Source organism: Streptomyces sp. NPDC001339 (assembly GCF_042895955.1).
In the GTDB taxonomy this organism is placed as follows: domain Bacteria; phylum Actinomycetota; class Actinomycetes; order Streptomycetales; family Streptomycetaceae; genus Streptomyces.
Genome location: NZ_JBIAWT010000001.1, coordinates 1 through 21,494, shown reverse-complemented (window position 1 = coordinate 21,494; position 21,494 = coordinate 1). Strand labels below are relative to the sequence as shown.

Below are 21,494 nucleotides of genomic sequence, written 5' to 3'. Positions count from 1 at the left end.
GCATGGTCCCTCAGGCGACGGGCGACGGGCGACGGGCGACGGTACGGCTCAGGTAGCGGCTGCGGGGGCAGGCGTGATGACGGGCGTGAGGATCTGGCGGGCGGTCACGCCGCGTTCGGTGGCGATGACGAGTACACCGTCCGGCGAGAGGGCGGCGCCGGTGATCGGAGTGTCGGAGACCAGGGTGGTCACCACCTGCTCGGTTGCGCGGGACCGGACCCGGACCCGCAGAGAGTCGGCATCACGACTGAGGCCGTAGGGTGCCGCGGCCCGGGCTTTCTCCGAGGGCTGTACGACCTGTGACGGGTCGGCGTCGAGGTACTCCGGGGTGAGCAGGTTGTGGTGGAGGAGTGCCAGGCCGACTTCCCCGGATGCGGTGAGGTCGGTGCTATTCGCGCGGTCGCTGCGGCTCTCCGGGGTGCCGTCCGTGCCGCTGGGCAGCGTACGGGCGCCCGGGGTGCCCTCGGGGACGAGGAAGGCGGCGACGGGGTGGTGTACGGAGCCTGTCGAGGCCGGTGCGGGCGCCTCGGCGCCGGCCTCCGCTGCCTGGGGTGGTGAGTCCTGACGCAGGACGCCGATCGTCACCGCGCGTACGCCGGTCAGGGGCGCGCTCCACAGTGTGCGCCACGGCAGGTCGAAGCCCAGCTTGTGCAGCGCCTCCGCGTAGGGCGCCAGCCCGTCCTCGACGAAGGCGGATTCCAGGAACGCGGCCCGCATACCGGCCGGGGCCTGCGTACGAGTGAGCAGCGGAGCAGTGCGCAGATACGTACGGGCCGGAGCGCCCAGCTGTTCCAGGGGTACGGCCTCGATGGCCGCCCGCAGCGTCACGGGGTTGGCATGGGCGAACAGGCCCGGATCGGTGAGGAGTTGGGGGAGCAGGCCGGCTTCGAGGGTGTGTGCCGCGAGGTGGTCGCGGATGTACGGGTCGGCGCGGGACCAGTCCTGCTGGGGTACCGCCTCCAGCAACGCCGTCGCGATCTTGGTCTGGGCGTCCCGGACGTCCGGCAGGCCGGAGCGGATCTCCTCGGCGATGCCGGGGTGCATCAGGCGCAGCAGGGGGCGACGACCGCCCACGCTCGGTGCCTCATCCGGCGTCCCGTCCGCGTCCTGGGGCGCCTCGACCGTCTGGATGAACGGCGCCGCCAGCGGCATGCCGTCGGCGACGTCCTGGCTCATGTCGCGGCCCGCGACGGCGGTCGCGAGCGGCGCCAGCAGCTGGACCGGCAGCCCTTCGCCCTCCGCGAAGGCGAGCGGCGCGAGCACCAGCCGCAGGGTCTGCGGATCGGCGCCGAGGCGGCGGGCGTGCAGGTCGAGTGCCTCGCCGATGCTGCCCGGCAGCAGGGCGGCGGCGTCCGTCGGTTCCGGCGGACCGAAGCCATGGGGCGGCATGAGGAGTGACCGCACGGCCAGCTGGAGGGTCAGCCGATTGCCGGCCGCTCGCTCGGCCAGCGCCTCGGCGAGCGCCCGGCGGGCCACCGGGTCGGTGGTGGCGTGGGGGAGTGCGCGGGAGCGTTCCGGCGCGCCGCTTGCGCGGTCGAGTGCGGTCTCGGCGTGCAGTACCAGGCCCTCGGGGTCGGCCCACTCGGGCGCGTCCAGATCGATGAGCTGCACTTGCCCGTGCGGCAGCGCCCCGGCCAGCTCCGCGGCGAGTTCGCGGGGTACATCGGCGAGCAGCTGAACCGTTTCGGTGGCGGCGAGTGGCGTGAGCACGTCCCGTACCAGGCGGGCCGGTTCGTTCGCGGCGCGTACCGGACCGGCCTGATCGACGTCAGGGACCACGATGCTCACCGGCTCCGCACGAGTGGCGAGTTCGGTGAATTCGGTGAAGATGTCTTCACTGTCGCCTTCAGCGTGGCCCGCACTGCGGTCCGTGCTCAGGCCGAAGTGTTCGGCGAGGAGCCGGCGCACGTGTGCCGCGGTGCGCCCCGCGGGGTTCGGTACGGCGGGTGCCGGGAGGTCCGGGGGCACGGTGGCCGGGTCCAGGTCGTCCAGCGGCAGCTGCTTGCGGTACTCGGGATCGCACAGCATCAGGAAGCCGTTGAGCAGGCGTGAACGTCCGCTGCCCGGGTTTCCGGTGAGGACGATGACGCGCGGTGCGCCGGGCCGGCGCGTACGCCAGGCCGCGAGCGCGCGGAGTGCGGCGGTGCGGCCTGCCGTACGGGTGTGATGCGTACCCGGCCGGTGCGGCGACGCTTCTTTCGCCTGAGGTGCTCACGGCTTCCTCGTCCCCCATCGATCCCCAACGATCCCCATCGATCCGCCGCGTGGGGCGAATGCCGATCCGCCGCGTGGGGAGAATGCGGTGTGTGTTGTCCCTGTTGTCCGTTGCGGCGGTTGTGGAGAATTCGGGATTGGTGTGCCCGGAAAGGGCGCAAACCTGCTCGAATTCTCCACGTCAACAGGTGAATTCGCCGCCTGGGTGCGCTCAGGTGATCTTTGCCCAGGTGATTTTGTTGCGGTGCTCAGCCCCGGTGGCTGCGGCCGCCGCGCCGCGCGCCGGTGACGATGTTGAGCGAAGGGCCGTCGCGCTCGGCGCGCTCCTCGGCCTCCTTCGTCTCCTGTTCCTGCTGCCAGGTGGCGAACTTCGTCCGCGACTCCTCGCGCTCGGCCATCGTCTGGTTCTCCGCGGCCCGTCGCATCTCGCCGAGCCGGTCCCCGATGGCGTCCATGTAGCCGGGTGTCTCGATGGCGTCCTTCATGCCGATACGGCCGGCGAGCACCTCCTGGGCCATCTCCTGCAGCTTGCCGCCCACCTTGGGGTTGTCCGCCAGGACCTTCAGGGCCTTGTGCAGCCGGTGTGCCTGCTCCGGATCCTGGGCGACGTCCATCAGGTCCTCGTCCCGGATCTCTCGCTCGTTACTCATCTCGGTCCCCCTAGGGCGTCGTGCGCGGCAACCGCGTGTGCCGTACCGGCGTCCTGAGTGTAATGACGGGTGTGAACGGGTCGTCAAGGCGGGGTTGTCGGTATTGCCGGGTATTGCGCCATAGCCGGGTATTCCTCCTTATGTATTTCGTGGTCCGGCCGCGGTCCGATCGGCGGTGGGCTTCCGGGTTATTGCGGGTGTGCTAGACCTGAGGCGTGTTGGCAGGTAGCTGTCATTCAATTCGGGGAGAAATGATGTCCGACGAAGTCCGGCTCAGTACGGATGAGTTGCACACACTCGGTGCGACCTTCGGGGTACGTGCGGAAGAACTGAGCCGGCAGCTGGCCGCATTCAGACGACGGGCGGATGCCGAGGCGCTGCGGGACGGGTTCGGCAGCGAGGAGGCGGCCCGGCCGTTCCGTGAGCTGTACGAGCAGGCCGAGCAGGCCCTCGTCCAGCTGCAGCGGCGGCTCGCCGACGTCGGCAGCGACATCAGGGAGACGGTCGCCAACGCGCAGGCGGCAGAGGACGAGCTGGTCGAGATCATGCGGAGCGTCAAGTGAGCGAGCGACGCAACCCCGAGGCGCTGCACGAAGCGGCGGCCGGCTGGCGGGAGATGGGCAAGCACCTCGACGGCATGATCCGCGACCTGGACCGGCATGTCGGCACCGCCGCGGCGGCCGACTGGCACGGTCCGGCGGGCGAGGCGTTCGCCGCGGAGTGGCACCGCCTCAAGGGGGCCGTGGACGAGTCGCTGCCGGTCTTCGAGCTGGCCGCGGCGGACCTGGAGACCGCCGCCGCACAGCCGGACGGCGGCAAGGACGGTCACGACGGCCAGGCCGGCCAGGACAGCGGCCAGGGCCAGGGTGCGCCGCCGGTGCGGGACTCCGGCGGTGCCTCGTCGTCCGGCGGCAGCGCCGCCTACGGCTTCATGGCGCTCGGCCAGCTCGCCAACGGTCTGGGCGCCGCACTGGGCCGGAACGGCGGCGGCAAGGGCGGCGGCCAGAGCCAGGCTCCGCTCGTACGGCACCGCTGGGACACCTCGACGGCCGCGCAGGGGCCCGACCCCTTCGGACCGGTCCAGGCCGGCGAGGCCCGGACGCGCGGCGGTGAGGGTATTGCCAAGGGCGTACGGACCCAGCCGGCCGGCCCGGAGCCGGCCGCGGTGGGCGACGGGGCGGCCCCGAAGGACCGGCCGGCCACACCGGAGACGCCCGGCAAGCCGGAGGGCTCCGGGAAGCCGGCTACTCCCGAGGCTCCCGAGACGCCTGGGAATCCAGAGAAGTCGGAGAAGGACGCAGACCCCGCCGCCCCCGACACCCCCGCGGCCCCCGCCGCCCCCGACACCACCCGTCACGGCGCCTTCGGCTGACCGGAGTCCCGCGGCCGGCGATGCGCGGACCGCGAAAAGACGGCGGTGGGGCGCCCCTCCCGAGAGGAGCGCCCCACCGCCGTCGTACATGCGGCCCTCAGCCGCACTGGCTGTACCGGTTCTGGCTGTACCGGTTACCGACTACTGCCCCTGCCCCGGCAGCCACCCCGTCTGGACCAGCTGTGCACCCCGCTTGCGCGTGATGAACGTGGCCCGTCCCGGCGTCAGTGACTGGCCCTTGATGTTGCCCATCAGCGGGCCCTCGGCCGGGTCGGCGGAGAGGATCAGGCCCTGCGCGCCGAGCTCCTTGGTGCGCTGCATCACCGGCTCGAACGAGGACCGTCCGGCGCCCGAGGAGCTGCGCGCGATGATCAGGCGCAGACCCACGTCACGTGCGAACGGCAGGTACTCGACCAGCGGCTGGAGCGGGTTGCCGCTGCTGGTCGCCACCAGGTCGTAGTCGTCGACGATGACGAACGCGTCCGGCAGGTCGTACCAGCTGCGGTTGCGCAGCTGCTCCGGCGTGACGTCCGGCCCGGGCATCCGGCGGCCGAGCGAACCGGCCAGGCCGCTGATGACCTCCTGGAGCTGCGGGCCCGCGGCGCAGTACTTGTACACATGGCTGTCGGGGAGCTCGCCGAGCATGGCGCGGCGGTAGTCGCCGACCACCATGAGCGCCTTGTCGGACGCGTACCGGTCGGCGATCTGCCGGGCCAGCAGACGCAGCAGGGACGACTTCCCGGACTCGCTCTCGCCGTAGATGACCAGCAGCGGGTCGGTCTCGAAGTCGATGAACGCCGGCGACAGCGTGGTCTCGTCGACACCGATCGCGATGCCGTGCTCCGGGTAGTCGCTGCCCTTGGGCAGCTCGTTGACGTGCAGCAGCGTCGGCAGCATCCGCACCTTGGGGGCGGGCTCGCCCTGCCAGTGCTCGTTGACCGTCGCCACCAGGTTCGCGATGCCGTCGCTGATCGTCTCCGGGTCGCTCATCCCGTCCAGGCGCGGCAGCGCCGAGAGGAAGTCGAGCTTCTCCGGGGACAGACCGCGGCCGGGCCGGCCCATCGGGACGTTCTCCGCGCGCTTGCGGTCGAACTCCGACTCCATCGGGTCGCCCAGGCGCAGCTCCACACGGTTGAGGAGCTGGTCGCGCAGCGCCGGCCGAACCTCGGTGTAGCGGGAGGCACCGAGGATGAGGTGGACACCGAAACCGAGACCGCGGGCGGCGATGTCCAGGATCACCGGATCCAGCTGCTCGTAGTCGGTCTTGAACGTCGCCCAGCCATCGATGATCAGGAAGACGTCGCCCCACTTCTCGTCGGGGAAGGCGCCCGCGGCCCGCCGCTGGCGGTACGTCGAGATCGAATCGATGTTGTTGGCCCGGAAGAACTCCTCGCGCTGGTTGAGGATGCCGACGACCTCGGCGACCGTACGGCGGACCTTCTCCGCGTCCAGACGCGAGGCGACACCGCCGACGTGCGGCAGGTCCTCCATCGTCAGCATGCCGCCGCCGCCGAAGTCGAGGCAGTAGAACTGCACTTCGGACGGGGTGTGGGTGAGCGCGAACGCCGCGATGGCGGACCGGATCAGGGTCGACTTGCCGGACTGCGGACCACCCACGACCAGGCCGTGACCGGCACCGGCGGAGAAGTCCAGGTACATCACGTCGCGCCGCTGCTCGAACGGCTTGTCCACCAGCGCGACCGGCACCACGAGCTTGCCGAGCGCGGTGTACTCCGGCGCGTGCACACCCCGCTCGGGCGTGACCGCGAGGGCCGGCAGCAGCTGGTTGACGGTCGGCGACTCGTCCAGCGGCGGCAGCCACACCTGGTGCGCCGGCGGGCCCTGGCCCTGCATCCGCTGGACCATGACGTCCAGCACGGTGTCGGCGAGCGCGTCGTCGATCTCGGGCTCGGCCGCCTCGACGACCGGCTCCTCGATGATCTGCTCGACGACCGGGGCCGCGGTGAACGGCACCGGCATCCGCATCGACCGGCCGCCGTTGCCGCCACGGCCGTTGCCGCCACCCGGACCGCGATAGGTACCGGAGACGTACGCGGCCTTGAACTGGACCATCGTCTCGGTGTCGTACTTCAGGATGCCGGAGCCGGGGACGTTCGGCAGGTGGTAGGCGTCCGGGACACCGATCGCGGTACGGGACTCGGCCGCGGAGAAGGTCCGCAGCCCCAGCCGGTACGAGAGGAACGTGTCCAGACCGCGCAGCTTGCCCTCCTCCAGGCGCTGCGAGGCGAGCAGCATGTGCACACCCATCGAACGGCCGATCCGGCCGATCTGGATGAACATCTCAATGAAGTCGGGCTTGGCGGCGAGCAGCTCGGAGAACTCGTCGATGATCATCACCAGCGACGGCAGCGGGTCCAGCGGGGCACCCGCCGCACGCGCCTTCTCGTAGTCGGTGATGTTGGCGTAGTTGCCCGCGGAGCGCAGCAGCTCCTGACGGCGCTGGAGCTCACCGGTGATCGAGTCGCGCATGCGGTCGATCAGCGTGACGTCCTCGCCGAGGTTGGTGATGACCGCCGCGACGTGCGGCATCTCCGACATACCGGTGAAGGTGGCGCCGCCCTTGAAGTCCGCGAGGATGAAGTTCAGCGTCTCCGAGGAGTGCGTCACCGCGAGCGCGAGCACCAGGGTGCGCAGCACCTCGGACTTACCGGAACCGGTCGCACCGACACACAGGCCGTGCGGGCCCATGCCCTGCTGCGAGGCTTCCTTGATGTCCAGCATGACCGGCTGGCCGTCGCGGTCGACACCGATGGGGACGCGCAGCCGCTCGGCCAGCGTCCGGGGACGCCAGGTGCGCGACACGTCCAGAGCGCCGGCGTCGCCGATGTTGAGCAGGTCGGTGAAGTCCAGGGCGGAGAGCAGCGGCTCCTCGCCGTCCGCGCCCGCACCCGCCCGCAGCGGGGCCAGCTGACGCGCCAGCGCCTCCGACTCGGCGATCGACAGGGTGTCGCAGACACCGTGGTAGACCGCGCCGCCGGCCGACTCCAGCACCAGCTTGCCCGGCGACACCTGGATCGCGAGACCGCCGCGGATCTCGTCCAGATCGCCCGGTACGACCTCCAGGATGGTGACGCCCTGCAGGCCCTCGGCCCCGGCGATCACCGAGTCCATCGGCACCTCGCCGCCGTCGAGCACGATCACCACATGCGGGGTGTCGCTGACCGGCGTGCCCTGCGGGTTGAACCGCCCGCGGCCGTCCAGCTCGTCCGCCAGCAGCTCCTCGATCTCACCGAGGTCGCCGACGACCAGCCGGCGGCTGCCCGCGCCGTCCGTGGTCTTGTCCTGTACGTGCGGCAGCCACTTCGTCCACTCCCACTCCGCCGCCGCGCCGGGCGCCGTGACGACCGCCACGACCAGGTCCTCGGGGGAGTGCAGCGTGCACAGCTGGGCGATGACGGCCCGGGACGTGCCGTAGACCGTGTCCGCGTCACCGGAGACGGTGAGGTGGTAGAAGGCGCGCAGCGAGATGGCGAGCGGCAGGTCGTCCAGGTGCCCGTGCTTGTCGAGGAACTCCTTCATCGCATGCGCGGTGAGCGGTTCCAGCTCGTCGACCGGGGCGGTCTCCGGAGCCCGCAGCGGGGTGGCCAGCTGCTGCGGCCCGAGCCCGAGGCGTACCTGCCCGAAGTCGGGGTCGCTCGCCCGGCGCTCCCACACCCGCTTGCGCTCGGCGACGACGGACCACAGCTGGCTCGGATCGGGATGGGTGAAAAGCTGCGCGTCCCGCTGTTTACGGGCGGTGCGCCGGACTTCCTTTCGCTTCTGCGCAAGGTACTTGAGGTAATCCTGGCGCTCCTGAAGCATTTGTCCGGAAGGACCTTGCCGCGCCTTGACGATCTGCAAGATCGCCATTGCCAGAGTGGACGCCACCATAAAGCCGCCCATGATTTTCATGAACGGCTGGTTGCCCATGAAGAGGAAACCGGCGGAACCGGCCATACCCATCATGGGCATAAAGGTCATGAAGAGGTTGTCCGGCTCGCCCTCACGGGGCAGCTCGGGCGGCGCCTCAAGTGTCACCTCCTCCGAGGGGACTTCGGGTGGCAGCGCGCGGGGCGGGCGCTTGACGATGACAACGCTCACCGAGGCATCAGTCCTTCATGCATCTCGCAGTCTCGGACCGCCCCCGTTGGATTCGACGGTCCCCCCGGGCCAAGTACTTGGCCCGAACCAGGCGTTGATCCTACTGTCAACCGTCAAGTCTCGGGGTGGGTGGGGCGGTCGCCTAATTGGACGGTACGCTGACGCCTCGCAAGCGTGCCGCAGTCCTGAAGTGACGGCTCTATATATACGGCGCGCGAAGCGACAAAACGCCCAACGGATAGGGGGAACCGCCAGGTGAGCACGAGCACGGGCACCGGCTTTTGCCGGGTCACAGTCGCCGCGCCCGACGCACGGATCGACGTGGCTCTGCCGGAGGATGTCGCACTCGTCGACATTTATCCGGAGATCCTGCGGCTTTCCGGGCAGTCCCAGGCGGAAGGCGCACCCACCGGCTACCACCTCGTACGCCGCGACGGCACGGTCCTCGACGCCGGGCAGTCACTCGCCCAGCAGCAGATCCTCGACGGAGACCTGCTGCTGCTGAAGCCCTTCGCCGAGTCGCTGCCGCTCCCGGTCTTCGACGACGTCTCCGACGCCGTCGCCTCCGCGGTCAAGCGCAACCGCAGCCGCTGGAGCGACGACCTCATGCACCTCGTCGGCCTCACCGCCGGTGTGCTGCTGCTCGTCATGATGGCGTTCGCACTGTGGTTCTCGAATCCGGTCGACCGCGATATGCACCGCCTGCCCGGCATCATCGCCGGCGTCGTCGGCATCGTCCTGGTCGCGCTGGCCGGCATCCGCGCCCGGGTCTACGACGACCACGGCTCGTCCATCGCACTCGGCCTGTCCGCACTGCCGCACCTGCTGATCGCCGGCTCCGGCATCTTCCCCGTCGAGGCCGGCTCCGGCCCCGGCCGGCTGCACCTCCTGGTCGGCTGTGTGACCGTACTGATCGCCTCGGTCCTCCTGGTCGTCCTGCTGCCGCGCGGGGACGCCCCCTTCGTCGCCGCCGCGTTCCTCTCCGCCATCGGCACCCTCGCGGTCTTCGCCGCGATCCTCACCGAGGCCGAGCCCCGCGAGGTCGCCGCCGTCACCGCCGTCGTCTCCATCGCCCTGGTCGCCTGGCTGCCCGGCCTCTCCGCCCGCTTCGCCCGGCTGCCCATCGGCTACCGGTCGCCCGACCAGATCGCCAAGGGCTCCCTGGAGAGCGGCGGCGAGACCGAGTCCGTCGACTTCATCAAGATCGGCAACCAGGCCAAGCGCGGCCACGAGCTGCTCCTCGGCCTCGTCGCGGGCTGCTCCGCCCTGGTCGTGGGCTCCGCCGGTGTCGTCCTCGGCTTCTCCGACAACATGTGGGCCCAGCTGCTGGCGATGGCCGCCGGCATCACGATCATGCTGCGCGCCCGGCTCTTCGACTACACCGCGCAGGTCGCCTGCCTGACCATCGCCGGCATCCTCACCATCGTCCTGCTGATCCTGGGCATCACCCTGCACCCGCCGCAGGACATCTTCGTCCAGCTGCTCCAGTACCAGGACGCCGGCCCGCTGAACATCCGCACCGTCTGGTTCTCCAGCAGCATCGCCCTGGGCGCCGCCCTCCTGGTCGGCGTCGGCCTGATCGTCCCGCGCAAGGGCGTCACCCCCTTCTGGGGCCGGATCTTCGACCTCTTCGACGGTGTGGTCCTGCTGTCCCTGGTGCCGCTCTGCCTGGCAGTCCTGGACGTCTACGCCACGGTGCGCGGCCTCACCGCCTAGAGCTCCGCCCCTTACGCTCTGCGGCCCTCCGACCACCTGGTCGGGGGGCCGTTTCCAGCTGGTACGCTGTGTGACGGCCCGGCCGAGTCATCCAAGAACTCCCTGTGAAGCAGACCAGGGGCGCTCGACGGTCCGTAACCCCGAGGAGTACCGCGTGTCGCTCGACGCCGCTACCAAGAAGCAGATCATGGCCGAGTTCGCCACCAAGGAGGGTGACACCGGCTCCCCCGAGGTGCAGGTCGCGCTGCTCTCCCGCCGCATCTCGGACCTGACCGAGCACCTCAAGACCCACAAGCACGACCACCACTCCCGCCGTGGTCTGCTGCTGCTCGTCGGCCAGCGCCGCCGCCTGCTGCAGTACCTGGCGAAGAAGGACATCACGCGCTTCCGTGCGCTGGTCGAGCGCCTGGGCATCCGCCGCGGCGCGGCGGGCGCCAAGTAACCCGTAAAAAGCGCCGCAGAGGGAGCGGTTCCCACCGGGGGCCGCTCCCTTTGCCGTACGCACTGGACTCCTTCGCCCTCTCACGGTGGACGGAAGCTTTGTAGTCTGGTGCCATATCGCAAAAGTGAACGCGGTAGGAGCGCCTCCTGGCCGCCGGTCCTCGGTAGTGGCCCCCGGACGATCCCTGTGACCCAGGCGTCATCACTCCGGGTGCTTCGATCGAAGACCGGCCCGCACCGGCGCTCCACCGAAGACGGTCCGCCGCCATACGGGCAGCGGACGCAGACGAGGAGATATTCCTGGTGGAGAACGAGACCCACTACGCCGAAGCCGTGATCGACAACGGCGCTTTCGGCACCCGCACCATCCGCTTCGAGACGGGCCGCCTGGCCAAGCAGGCCGCGGGTTCCGCCGTCGCGTACCTGGACGACGACACCATGGTGCTGTCGGCCACCACCGCCTCCAAGAACCCGAAGGACCAGCTGGACTTCTTCCCGCTGACCGTCGACGTCGAGGAGCGGATGTACGCAGCCGGGAAGATCCCCGGCTCCTTCTTCCGTCGTGAGGGCCGCCCCTCCGAGGACGCCATCCTCACCTGCCGCCTGATCGACCGACCGCTGCGCCCGTCCTTCAAGAAGGGCCTGCGCAACGAGATCCAGATCGTCGAGACGATCATGGCGCTCAACCCCGACCACCTCTACGACGTGGTCGCCATCAACGCCGCCTCCTGCTCCACGCAGCTGGCCGGCCTGCCCTTCTCCGGCCCGATCGGCGGCACCCGCGTCGCCCTGATCAAGGGCCAGTGGGTCGCCTTCCCGACCCACACCGAGCTGGAGGACGCCGTCTTCGACATGGTCGTGGCCGGCCGTGTCCTGCCGGACGGCGACGTCGCGATCATGATGGTCGAGGCCGAGGCCACCGAGAAGACCATCCAGCTCGTCAAGGACGGCGCCGAGGCCCCCACCGAGGAGGTCGTCGCCGCCGGTCTCGAGGCCGCGAAGCCGTTCATCAAGGTCCTCTGCAAGGCGCAGTCGGACCTCGCCGCCAAGGCCGCCAAGCCGGTCGGCGAGTTCCCGATCTTCCTCGACTACCAGGACGACGTCCTGGAGGCCCTCACCAAGGCCGTCAAGGACGAGCTCGCCCAGGCGCTGACCATCGCCGGCAAGCAGGAGCGCGAGACCGAGCTGGACCGCGTCAAGGGCCTGGCCGCCGAGAAGCTGCTGCCGGAGTTCGAGGGCCGCGAGAAGGAGATCTCCGCCGCGTACCGCTCCCTGACCAAGACCCTGGTCCGCGAGCGCGTCATCAAGGAGAAGAAGCGCATCGACGGCCGTGGCGTGACGGACATCCGTACGCTCGCCGCCGAGGTCGAGGCGATCCCGCGGGTGCACGGCTCCGCCCTGTTCGAGCGTGGCGAGACCCAGATCCTGGGCGTCACCACCCTCAACATGCTCCGCATGGAGCAGCAGCTGGACACCCTCTCCCCGGTGACCCGCAAGCGCTACATGCACAACTACAACTTCCCGCCCTACTCCACCGGCGAGACCGGCCGCGTCGGCTCCCCCAAGCGGCGCGAGATCGGCCACGGTGCCCTCGCCGAGCGCGCGCTGACGCCGGTGCTGCCCACCCGCGAGGAGTTCCCCTACGCGATCCGTCAGGTCTCCGAGGCCCTCGGGTCCAACGGCTCGACGTCCATGGGCTCGGTCTGCGCCTCCACCATGTCGATGCTGAACGCCGGTGTGCCGCTCAAGGCCGCCGTCGCCGGTATCGCCATGGGCCTGATCTCCCAGGAGATCGACGGCGAGACCCACTACGTCACCCTCACCGACATCCTCGGTGCGGAGGACGCCTTCGGTGACATGGACTTCAAGGTCGCCGGTACCAAGCAGTTCGTCACCGCGCTGCAGCTCGACACCAAGCTGGACGGCATCCCGGCCTCCGTCCTGGCCGCCGCCCTGAAGCAGGCCCGCGACGCCCGCCTGCACATCCTGGACGTGATGAACGAGGCGATCGACGTTCCGGACGAGATGTCCCCGAACGCGCCGCGGATCATCACCGTCAAGATCCCGGTGGACAAGATCGGCGAGGTCATCGGCCCCAAGGGCAAGATGATCAACCAGATCCAGGAGGACACCGGCGCCGACATCACGATCGAGGACGACGGCACCATCTACATCGGTGCCGCCGACGGCCCGGCCGCCGAGGCCGCCCGCGCCACGATCAACGGCATCGCCAACCCGACCATGCCCGAGGTCGGCGAGCGCTACCTGGGCACGGTCGTCAAGACCACCACCTTCGGTGCATTCGTCTCCCTGCTTCCGGGCAAGGACGGCCTGCTGCACATCTCGCAGATCCGCAAGCTGGCCGGCGGCAAGCGCGTGGAGAACGTCGAGGACGTGCTCGCGGTGGGCGCCAAGGTCCAGGTCGAGATCGCCGAGATCGACCAGCGCGGCAAGCTCTCCCTGATCCCCGTGATCGAGGGCGAGGACGCCGCGGACAGCAAGGACGACAAGAAGGACGACGCCGACAAGTGACGTCCCGTACGCACAGGACGACGGCCCGCCCCTCCCAGGAGGGGCGGGCCGTCGCCCGTACCCAAACGCTTCTCAAGGGCACCGCCGGTGCCGGCACGGTCCGCCGCACCACCCTCCCCGGCGGTCTGCGCGTCGTCACCGAGACCCTGCCGTCGGTCCGCTCGGTCACCTTCGGGATCTGGGCGCACGTCGGCTCCCGCGACGAGACCCCGTCGCTCAACGGTGCCACGCACTACCTGGAGCACCTGCTCTTCAAGGGCACCGAGCGGCGCAGCGCGCTGGACATCTCCGCCGCCATCGACGCGGTCGGCGGCGAGATGAACGCCTTCACGGCCAAGGAGTACACCTGCTACTACGCACGGGTACTCGACACCGACCTCCCGCTCGCCATCGACGTCGTCTGCGACATGCTCACCGGCTCGCTGATCGAGGCCGAGGACGTGGACGCCGAGCGCGGCGTCATCCTCGAAGAGATCGCGATGACCGAGGACGACCCGGGCGACTGCGTGCACGATCTCTTCGCGCACACCATGCTCGGCGACACCCCGCTCGGCCGCCCCGTACTGGGCACCGTCGACACCGTCAACGCCCTCACGCCCGAACGCATCCGGCGCTTCTACAAGAGGCACTACGACCCCACCCACCTCGTCGTCACGGCCGCCGGCAACGTCGACCACGCCAAGGTCGTCCGCCAGGTCCGCCGCGCCTTCGAGCAGGCCGGGGCCCTGCACCGGACGGACGCCACCCCGATCGCCCCGCGCTCGGGCACCCGCGCCCTCCGCACCGCCGGCCGGGTCGGGCTGCTCAACCGCCGGACCGAGCAGGCCCACGTCATCCTCGGCATGCCCGGTATCGCGCGTACCGACGACCGCCGCTGGGCCATGGGCGTCCTGAACACCGCCCTGGGCGGGGGCATGTCCTCCCGCCTCTTCCAGGAGGTCCGCGAGAAGCGCGGCCTGGCCTACAGCGTGTACTCGTACACCTCCGGCTTCGCCGACTGCGGGCTCTTCGGCGTCTACGCGGGCTGCCGCCCCAGCCAGGTGTCCGACGTCCTCAAGATCTGCCGGGACGAACTGGACCACGTGGCGGCGCACGGCCTCAGCGACGACGAGATCCACCGGGCGATCGGCCAGCTGCGCGGATCCACCGTTCTCGGCCTGGAGGACACCGGCGCGCTGATGCACCGCATCGGCAAGAGCGAACTGTGCTGGGGCGAGCAGATGTCGGTCGACGAGATGCTCACCCGGATAGCGGCCGTCACCCCCGACGAGGTGCGTGAGGTGGCCCGCGACATCCTGGGCCGTCGCCCCTCGCTCTCCGTCATCGGCCCCCTCAAGGACCGGCAGACGGCCCGCCTGGACGACATCGTCGCCTAGCCGAGGCTCTCCAGGGCCGTTCCACCCCGCCCCCGTCCGTACCACCGAACGAAGGACTGGAAACGATGAGCAAGCTGCGCGTGGCCGTACTCGGAGCCCAGGGGCGCATCGGCTCCGAGGCCGTACGGGCCGTCGAGGCCGCCGAGGACATGGAGCTGGTGGCAGCCCTCGGCCGCGGCGACAAGCTGGAGACGCTGGTCGAGGCCGGCGCCCAGGTCGCCGTCGAGCTGACCACCCCCGCCTCGGTCATGGGCAACCTCGACTTCTGCGTGCGCCACGGCATCCACGCGGTGGTCGGCACCACCGGCTGGACCGACGAACGCCTCGCGCAGCTGCGCACCTCGCTCGCCGCCGCACCGGAGACCGGCGTGCTGATCGCCCCGAACTTCTCCATCGGCGCGGTCCTCACCATGCGGTTCGCCCAGCAGGCGGCGCGCTTCTTCGAGTCGGTCGAGGTCATCGAGCTGCACCACCCGAAGAAGGCGGACGCCCCGTCCGGCACCGCCGCCCGCACCGCCCAGCTGATCGCCAAGGCCCGTCAGGACGCCGGCTGCGCCCCGCAGCCGGATGCCACGGTGACGGCCCTGGACGGCGCGCGCGGCGCGGACGTGGACGGCGTCCCGGTCCACTCCGTACGCCTCCGCGGCCTCCTCGCCCACCAGGAGGTCCTGCTCGGCGGCGAGGGCGAGACCCTCACCCTCCGCCACGACTCCCTCCACCACAGCAGCTTCATGCCGGGCATCCTGCTCGGTGTGCGCCGTGTGGTGACCGCTCCGGGCCTGACCGTGGGCCTGGAAAACTTCCTCGATCTGGACTGAGGCCGACGGCAGTCATGGGCGGAAAGATCACGTACTTCTTCCTCGCCACCGTGCTGGTGATCGTCTTCGGCGTGGTGGCGCTGGAGGGCGTACTGCTGCTCCTCACCGGCGAGCCGGCCGCCATGGGCATGGGCGCGGTGGCCTTCGTCCTGCCCTTCATCGGGGCGTGGTTCCTGTGGCGCAACACCCGCTTCGCGCGGGACGCCCACCGGCTGGCACACGAGCTGGAGGCCGAGGGCGGCCTGCCGGCCGACGACCTGACGCGGACGCCCGGCGGCCGCATCGACCGGGACGCCGCCGACGAGGTCTTCGCCCGGCGCCAGGCCGAAACCGAAGCGTCCCCGGCCGACTGGCGCACCTGGTTCCGCCTCGCCGTCGCCTACCACGACGCCCGCGACACCCCCCGCGCCCGCAAGGCCATGCAACGAGCCATCACCCTCCACGACACCGGAGCCCGGTAGCCACCGGGATTCCCGCCCCCTCACCGGGCCCTTGATCACGGGGACCGGGTCCCTGACCACGGGGATTCCCGTCCGACCACGGAGATTTCGGCCCGACCACGGGGATTCTCGTCTGGTCACGGGATTGCCATCCGAGCCACGAGGATTCCCCCCTCACCGGGCCCCCTGACCACGGGGATTCCCGCCCGACCGGGCCTCCCCGTCCACCCGGAACACCTCCCGTGGGGTTTCCCGGGAATACCTCCCGCCCCCGCCCGGTTGTGGCCTCGCAGGGGGGCTCCGAACCCTTAGGGGATCTGTTCGACCGTCCCCTAGGGGCGATACTCCGCTGCCCAGGCCTCCAGAACGTCCGCCGCCTGTTCGAATGCCGCCGGGCGGGCGAGGAAGTCGGCGCTGTGGTCGGTCACCAGGGCCCGCAGTGGGGCGCCGTGCCGGCGCTCGACGATCAGTGCCTGACCCTGTACGGTCCGCGGCAGCCCCAGCCAGCGCACCGGCTGCTGGCGCGTCCGCACCGATGCGAGGGCGTGCCAGGGCTCGGTCGTCGTCCGCAGCAGGTTCACCTGCCGCAGGCCCTGCGCGCTGACCCAGACGCCCACCCGCAGCAGGCGCAGTGCGAAGGCGATCGCCAGGGCTCCCCCCGCGGCGGCGGCCAGCGCTCCGGGCAGCGAACCGGCCATCGCGATGATCATCGCGGAGAGCAGGACGAACGACGCGAGCAGCAGAAACATTGCCGCCGTCCCTACACGCCATGGTCCGGGGCGGTAGGGACGGCGCCAGTGGTCGGGCTCGTCGTGCGGTAGCGCGGCCGATTCCGCGGCACGGTCGGCGAGCTCGCGGTCGGCCGTCAGAAAGGGCAGGGGCACGGCTGATCCTCACTCGGGGCTGCGCAGCACACAGGGGGAGGTGCTGACGGAAGCTGTGACCGGTGAGGTTATCGGTACGGGAGAGACGGAACCACTCCGCTCGCACCGCCCCGCGTGCCCCGGCCGCTCAGCGACGGGCGGCCTCGGAGTGATGCACCCGATTCGACGTGGAGCTGTCCTGCTGCAGCGCGGGAACGCCGAACAGCAGGGCGCCGGCGAGGCCGCCCACGACGGTCAGGGTGATCAGTGACTGGCCGACGAGCTGCACGCGGGACATGCGCTGGCGCGGCGGGGGAGTGATATTGCTGCGGAACCGGTCTGCCTCGGCAAGGAAGGCGAACGGGACGGGTTCTCGCCGGCGGAACATGAGGGGCTCTCCTAGGAACCTCGAAGTGGGCACTGTCACAGGGATAGACGTCTGTGGCGCCCGATTGGTGCCCGTTTTCCGAGACCTCTGTGAAAAATGTCAACTCCCGCTCCGCAGCCCTGCCGTGGAGCGCCCGATATGCGGTCAACGTGGCATTACGCCGCATTTACTGGACTGTCAGTGGCGGGCCGTAGGCTGGTCGCGCACGAGGATCGAACGGAAGGAACCGCCGGTGTCCCCTACCCCCGCCGACAGCCCCGAGAGCGCTGAGTCCGCCGAGGACACAACCGTCCGCTTCCGGAGCGAGGTGACGGTCGAGCTGGTCAAACACAGCGCCGCGGACAGCGACGTGCTGTGGGCGGCCCGGGTCTCCACGGCCGGCGAACAGTCCCTGGAGGAGCTCCAGAAGGATCCGGAGCGCTCCAAGGGCCTGATCAACTACCTGATGCGGGACCGGCACGGCAGCCCGTTCGAGCACAACTCCATGACCTTCTTCATCAGCGCGCCGATCTTCGTCTTCCGCGAGTTCATGCGGCACCGCGTCGGCTGGTCGTACAACGAGGAGTCCGGCCGCTACCGCCAGCTGGAGCCGGTCTTCTACGTCCCCGGGGAGTCCCGCAAGCTCGTCCAGCAGGGCCGCCCCGGCAAGTACGAGTTCGTCGAGGGCACCCAGGCGCAGCATGAGCTGACCGGCCGTGCGATGCAGGATTCCTACCGCCAGGCGTACGACGCGTACCAGGAGATGCTGACCGCCGGCGTCGCCCGCGAGGTCGCCCGCGCGGTGCTCCCCGTCGGTCTCTACTCCTCCATGTACGCGACCTGCAACGCCCGCTCGCTGATGCACTTCCTCGGCCTGCGGACGCAGCACGAGCAGGCGAAGGTGCCGTCGTTCCCGCAGCGCGAGATCGAAATGGTCGGCGAGCAGATGGAGGCCCACTGGGCCACGCTCATGCCGCTCACGTACGGCGCATTCAACGCGAACGGCCGGATCGCTCCGTAAGGACCGGGCCGTCCTCCAGCTGCGCCGCGCGCGGGATGACCGTGAGAAGTGTCCGGATTGCGGCACTTTAAGAAGTTCATCTAGGCTGAACAAACGGACCCGGCACTGCTTGAACCCCCGAGCAGGCAGTGCCGGAGTCCACATCCCTGCTCCCCGGAGGCGCATCCCGTGGTGAGCTACGAGTAGCGTGGGACCCATGGCTCCGACTTCCACACCGCAGACCCCCTTCGGGCGGGTGCTCACCGCCATGGTTACGCCCTTCACGGCGGACGGCGCCCTCGATCTGGACGGCGCGCAGCGGCTCGCCACCCAACTGGTTGACGCCGGCAACGACGGCCTCGTCCTCAACGGCACCACCGGAGAGTCCCCGACCACCACCGACGCGGAGAAAGCACAGCTGGTCCGCGCCGTGGTCGATGCGGTCGGCGACCGTGCCTTCATCCTGGCCGGAGCCAGCACCAATGACACCCGGCACAGCCTTGAGCTGGCCCGCGCCGCCCAGGACGCCGGCGCCCACGGCCTGCTCGCGGTGACGCCGTACTACAGCAAGCCCCCGCAGGAGGGCCTGTTCCGCCACTTCACGGCCATCGCGGACGCCACCGACCTGCCGGTCATGCTCTACGACATCCCCGGCCGCAGCGGCGTCCCGATCAACACCGAGACCCTCGTCCGCCTGGCCGAACACCCCCGGATCGTCGCCAACAAGGACGCCAAGGGCGACCTCGGCCGCGCCAGCTGGGCCATCGCCCGCTCCGGCCTGGCCTGGTACAGCGGCGATGACATGCTCAACCTCCCGCTGCTCTCGGTCGGCGCGGTGGGCTTCGTCTCCGTCGTCGGCCATGTCGTGGCCCCCGAGCTGCGCGCGCTCCTGGACGCCCACCTCAACGGCGACGTCACCAAGGCCACCGAGATCCACCAGAAGCTGCTGCCCGTCTTCACCGGTATGTTCCGCACCCAGGGCGTGATCACCACCAAGGCCGCCCTCGCCCTCCAGGGCCGGCCCGCCGGTCCGCTGCGGCTGCCGCTCGTCGAGCTCTCGGCCGAGGAGACCGAGCAGCTCAAGCGCGATCTCGCCGCCGGCGGGGTACAGCTCTGAACACAGACTTCACAACTGAATACGGACCAACAACCGCCATATAGCAAGTGCACGAATGTCATGCGCGCCACGTGCCCCGACGGCAGCGTGGCGCGTGTGGTGAGGAGAGTCTTTTGAGTCATCCGCATCCTGAGCTCGGTGCCCCGCCGAAGCTTCCCAAGGGCGGCCTGCGCGTCACCCCGCTCGGCGGCCTCGGCGAGATCGGCCGCAACATGACGGTCTTCGAGTACGGCGGCCGGCTGCTGATCGTCGACTGCGGAGTGCTCTTCCCCGAAGAGGAGCAGCCCGGAATCGACCTGATCCTGCCGGACTTCTCGTCCATCAGGGACCGCCTCGACGACATCGACGGCATCGTGCTCACGCACGGCCACGAGGACCACATCGGCGGCGTCCCCTACCTCCTGCGTGAGAAGCCGGACATCCCCCTCATCGGCTCCAAGCTGACCCTCGCCCTGATCGAGGCCAAGCTCCAGGAGCACCGCATCCGGCCGTACACGCTGGAGGTCGCCGAGGGCGAGCGCGAGCGCCTCGGCCCCTTCGACTGCGAGTTCATCGCGGTCAACCACTCCATCCCGGACGCCCTGGCCGTCGCCATCCGCACTCCCGCGGGCATGGTCGTGCACACCGGCGACTTCAAGATGGACCAGCTCCCGCTGGACCGCCGCCTCACCGACCTCCCGGCCTTCGCGAAGCTCGGCGAGGAAGGCATCGACCTCCTCCTCAGCGACTCCACGAACGCCGAGGTCCCGGGCTTCGTCCCGCCGGAGCGCGACATCTCCAATGTCCTCCGCCAGGTCTTCGCGAATGCCCAGAAGCGGATCATCGTCGCCAGCTTCGCCAGCCATGTGCACCGGATCCAGCAGATCCTCGATGCGGCCCACGAGTACGGCCGCCGGGTCGCCTTCGTCGGCCGCTCGATGGTCCGCAACATGGGCATCGCCCGTGAGCTGGGCTATCTGACCGTCCCGCCCGGTCTGGTCGTCGACGTCAAGACCCTCGACGACCTCCCCGACGACGAGGTCGTACTGGTCTGCACGGGCTCCCAGGGGGAGCCGATGGCCGCCCTCTCCCGGATGGCCAATCGCGACCACCAGATCCGCATCGTCCAGGGCGACACGGTGATCCTGGCGTCGTCCCTCATCCCGGGCAACGAGAACGCGGTCTACCGCGTGATCAACGGCCTCACCCGTTGGGGCGCCAACGTCGTCCACAAGGGCAATGCCAGGGTCCATGTCTCGGGCCACGCCTCGGCCGGCGAGCTGCTGTACTTCTACAACATCTGCAAGCCGAAGAACCTGATGCCGGTGCACGGCGAATGGCGCCATCTGCGCGCCAACGCGGAACTGGGCGCCCTGACCGGCGTGCCCAAGGACCGGATCGTCATCGCCGAGGACGGCGTGGTGGTCGACATGGTCGACGGCATCGCCAAGATCACCGGCAAGATCCAGGCCGGCTACGTCTATGTCGACGGCCTCTCGGTCGGCGATGTCACCGAGACGCACCTCAAGGACCGCCGCATCCTCGGCGAGGAGGGCATCATCTCGATCTACGTGGTCGTGGACAGCGGCACCGGCAAGATCGTCGGTGGCCCGGACATCCACGCCCGTGGCTCCGGCATCGACGACGCAGCCTTCTCCGCCGTCGTCCCCAAGATCGAAGAAGCCCTGAGCAAGTCGGCCCAGGACGGCATCACCGAACCGCATCAGCTCCAGCAGCTGATCCGCCGCTCGGTCGGCCGGTGGGTGTCGGACAACTACCGGCGTCGGCCGATGATCCTCCCCGTGGTCGTCGAGGTCTGACGCACAGGGTCATACGACCGTACTCAAGTCGGAGCGGGGCGCCTGGATTTGCATCCGGGCGCCCCGCTCCAGTACGTTTACGGCTCCGCCTGAACGGGAAGCACCGGACGCCTGTGTGCCCGAAGCCCCTCCCGCCAGCGGGCGGAATTCTGACCCAGAGAAATCTGATAAAGTCGGATCAGCCGAAAGGCAAACCCCCTCCGACGGAAATCGGAGCCGGATCCGAAGAGGATCCGGATCTGCTAAAGTCGGAATCGCGAAGAGGCCGGAAGGCCGAATCGCACCGGCGAAAATCGGAGCCGCGAGGGTCTGATAGAGTCGGAAACGCAAGACCGAAGGGAAGCGCCCGGAGGAAGCCCGAGAGGGTGGCCGAAGGAAGCGTCCGTTCCTTGAGAACTCAACAGCGTGCCAAAAGTCAACGCCAGATATGTTGATACCCCGTCGACCGGAAACTTCCGGGAGATGAGGTTCCTTTGAAAGTCCTGCCGACACGATGTGCCGGTAGGCAATACACAGCGAGGACGCTGTGAACGACCGGGACTATTCCTCCTGGTCGTTCCGCTCAACGCGAGTGTCACCCGATTACGGGTAAACATTCACGGAGAGTTTGATCCTGGCTCAGGACGAACGCTGGCGGCGTGCTTAACACATGCAAGTCGAACGATGAAGCCGCTTCGGTGGTGGATTA

At 69.7% G+C, this 21,494-nt stretch carries 16 protein-coding genes and 1 rRNA gene; 12 read left to right on the top strand and 5 right to left on the bottom strand.

The window, feature by feature from the left end; all coding sequences use genetic code 11:
- Positions 1–48: 48 nt before the first annotated feature.
- On the bottom strand, positions 49–2,028 hold the full coding sequence (locus ACFY12_RS00085; RefSeq protein ID WP_390713417.1) for an ATP-binding protein: 1,980 nt from the start codon (positions 2,026–2,028) through the stop codon (positions 49–51).
- Positions 2,029–2,462: 434 nt separating this feature from the next.
- Positions 2,463–2,864 (bottom strand): hypothetical protein, encoded by a 402-nt coding sequence (locus tag ACFY12_RS00080; protein ID WP_390713416.1) that lies wholly within the window; start codon positions 2,862–2,864, stop codon positions 2,463–2,465.
- A gap of 254 nt (positions 2,865–3,118) precedes the next feature.
- On the opposite strand from ACFY12_RS00080, the gene ACFY12_RS00075 reads away from it, so the two are divergent.
- Positions 3,119–3,427: a hypothetical protein gene (locus tag ACFY12_RS00075; protein ID WP_390713415.1), complete on the top strand. Its 309-nt coding sequence runs from the start codon at positions 3,119–3,121 to the stop codon at positions 3,425–3,427.
- Complete coding sequence (locus ACFY12_RS00070) at positions 3,424–4,236, top strand: WXG100 family type VII secretion target (RefSeq protein ID WP_390713414.1); 813 nt, start codon at positions 3,424–3,426, stop codon at positions 4,234–4,236. The genes ACFY12_RS00075 and ACFY12_RS00070 overlap by 4 nt, the downstream gene beginning before the upstream one ends.
- A 141-nt stretch (positions 4,237–4,377) precedes the next feature.
- On the opposite strand, the gene eccCa is transcribed toward ACFY12_RS00070, so the two are convergent.
- Positions 4,378–8,337: a type VII secretion protein EccCa gene (gene eccCa, locus ACFY12_RS00065; protein ID WP_390713413.1), complete on the bottom strand. Its 3,960-nt coding sequence runs from the start codon at positions 8,335–8,337 to the stop codon at positions 4,378–4,380.
- Positions 8,338–8,592: 255 nt separating this feature from the next.
- On the opposite strand from eccCa, the gene eccD reads away from it, so the two are divergent.
- The 6 genes from eccD to ACFY12_RS00035 all read left to right on the top strand — a co-directional run bounded on the left by eccD (position 8,593) and on the right by ACFY12_RS00035 (position 15,681).
- Positions 8,593–10,053, top strand: coding sequence for a type VII secretion integral membrane protein EccD (gene eccD / locus ACFY12_RS00060; RefSeq protein WP_390713412.1), 1,461 nt, complete (start codon positions 8,593–8,595; stop codon positions 10,051–10,053).
- 154 nt (positions 10,054–10,207) lie between these two features.
- Positions 10,208–10,495, top strand: coding sequence for a 30S ribosomal protein S15 (gene rpsO / locus ACFY12_RS00055; protein ID WP_030414166.1), 288 nt, complete (start codon positions 10,208–10,210; stop codon positions 10,493–10,495).
- A gap of 302 nt (positions 10,496–10,797) precedes the next feature.
- Positions 10,798–13,026 (top strand): polyribonucleotide nucleotidyltransferase, encoded by a 2,229-nt coding sequence (locus ACFY12_RS00050; protein ID WP_390713411.1) that lies wholly within the window; start codon positions 10,798–10,800, stop codon positions 13,024–13,026.
- Complete coding sequence (locus ACFY12_RS00045) at positions 13,023–14,402, top strand: M16 family metallopeptidase (protein ID WP_390713410.1); 1,380 nt, start codon at positions 13,023–13,025, stop codon at positions 14,400–14,402. The genes ACFY12_RS00050 and ACFY12_RS00045 overlap by 4 nt, the downstream gene beginning before the upstream one ends.
- 65 nt (positions 14,403–14,467) lie before the next feature.
- Entirely contained in the window at positions 14,468–15,220 is a 753-nt protein-coding gene (gene dapB, locus ACFY12_RS00040) for a 4-hydroxy-tetrahydrodipicolinate reductase (protein ID WP_390713409.1), read from the top strand.
- Positions 15,221–15,234: 14 nt separating this feature from the next.
- Complete coding sequence (locus ACFY12_RS00035; RefSeq protein WP_390713408.1) at positions 15,235–15,681, top strand: hypothetical protein; 447 nt, start codon at positions 15,235–15,237, stop codon at positions 15,679–15,681.
- Positions 15,682–15,992: 311 nt separating this feature from the next.
- Here ACFY12_RS00035 and ACFY12_RS00030 read toward each other — a convergent pair whose 3' ends face one another.
- Positions 15,993–16,544 (bottom strand): hypothetical protein, encoded by a 552-nt coding sequence (locus ACFY12_RS00030; RefSeq protein WP_390713407.1) that lies wholly within the window; start codon positions 16,542–16,544, stop codon positions 15,993–15,995.
- Positions 16,545–16,671: 127 nt separating this feature from the next.
- On the bottom strand, positions 16,672–16,911 hold the full coding sequence (locus ACFY12_RS00025; RefSeq protein WP_390713406.1) for a hypothetical protein: 240 nt from the start codon (positions 16,909–16,911) through the stop codon (positions 16,672–16,674).
- Positions 16,912–17,143: 232 nt separating this feature from the next.
- Between ACFY12_RS00025 and thyX the strand changes: the two genes are divergently transcribed.
- The 4 genes from thyX to ACFY12_RS00005 all read left to right on the top strand — a co-directional run.
- Positions 17,144–17,911 (top strand): FAD-dependent thymidylate synthase, encoded by a 768-nt coding sequence (thyX, locus tag ACFY12_RS00020; protein WP_390713405.1) that lies wholly within the window; start codon positions 17,144–17,146, stop codon positions 17,909–17,911.
- A 196-nt stretch (positions 17,912–18,107) separates the two neighbouring features.
- The gene (dapA, locus tag ACFY12_RS00015; protein ID WP_390713404.1) at positions 18,108–19,007 is read left to right on the top strand and encodes a 4-hydroxy-tetrahydrodipicolinate synthase; all 900 of its coding nucleotides are present in this window, start codon (positions 18,108–18,110) and stop codon (positions 19,005–19,007) included.
- A gap of 113 nt (positions 19,008–19,120) precedes the next feature.
- Complete coding sequence (locus tag ACFY12_RS00010) at positions 19,121–20,806, top strand: ribonuclease J (RefSeq protein ID WP_390713403.1); 1,686 nt, start codon at positions 19,121–19,123, stop codon at positions 20,804–20,806.
- Positions 20,807–21,401: 595 nt separating this feature from the next.
- Positions 21,402–21,494, top strand: a 16S ribosomal RNA gene (locus tag ACFY12_RS00005); the annotation flags it as partial.

Coding starts and splice junctions, on each gene's coding strand:
- ACFY12_RS00085 (WP_390713417.1), bottom strand. CDS start 2,028: ATGCTGTGCGATCCCGAGTACCGCAAGCAGCTGCCGCTGGACGACCTG.
- ACFY12_RS00080 (WP_390713416.1), bottom strand. CDS start 2,864: ATGAGTAACGAGCGAGAGATCCGGGACGAGGACCTGATGGACGTCGCC.
- ACFY12_RS00075 (WP_390713415.1), top strand. CDS start 3,119: ATGTCCGACGAAGTCCGGCTCAGTACGGATGAGTTGCACACACTCGGT.
- dapB (WP_390713409.1), top strand. CDS start 14,468: ATGAGCAAGCTGCGCGTGGCCGTACTCGGAGCCCAGGGGCGCATCGGC.
- ACFY12_RS00035 (WP_390713408.1), top strand. CDS start 15,235: ATGGGCGGAAAGATCACGTACTTCTTCCTCGCCACCGTGCTGGTGATC.
- ACFY12_RS00025 (WP_390713406.1), bottom strand. CDS start 16,911: ATGTTCCGCCGGCGAGAACCCGTCCCGTTCGCCTTCCTTGCCGAGGCA.
- dapA (WP_390713404.1), top strand. CDS start 18,108: ATGGCTCCGACTTCCACACCGCAGACCCCCTTCGGGCGGGTGCTCACC.